Source organism: Wenzhouxiangella sp. YN9 (genome assembly GCF_056324165.1).
On record NZ_JBJNIP010000022.1, the window covers coordinates 1 to 314 of the forward strand.

1 protein-coding gene is annotated in these 314 nt (G+C 73.2%); it reads right to left on the bottom strand.

Annotated elements, in window-relative coordinates; all coding sequences use genetic code 11:
• Nucleotides 1-80: 80 nt before the first annotated feature.
• Entirely contained in the window at nt 81-290 is a 210-nt protein-coding gene (locus tag ACEWQ0_RS00055) for a hypothetical protein (RefSeq protein ID WP_476484112.1), read from the bottom strand.
• Between the last annotated feature and the right edge of the window lie 24 nt (nt 291-314).

The following is a 314-nucleotide window of genomic DNA, read 5'->3' on the forward strand; positions in this document are numbered from 1 at the left end:
TCCTGCTCGGCCGACATTTCATGGCCCAGCACGCCCGGCAGCAAACTCACGAAGGCATCGATCATGACGGCCGCTGCCGGCTAGCCGCCGGAGAGAACAAAATCGCCGACCGACCATTCCTCATCGACCAGCCTCTGCATCACCCGCTCGGCGATTCCCTCATAGCGGCCACACACCCGACTCAGGGGCGCCCCCCCGGCCCGCTGCCCCGCCCCCCGCAGGGCGAGGGGCCGCCCCCGCCGCCAGATACCGCCCTCCCGCCCAGGCGCCCCCGCAACCTCCCGCGCCACGCAGGCCTGCGCCCGCCGCTCGGG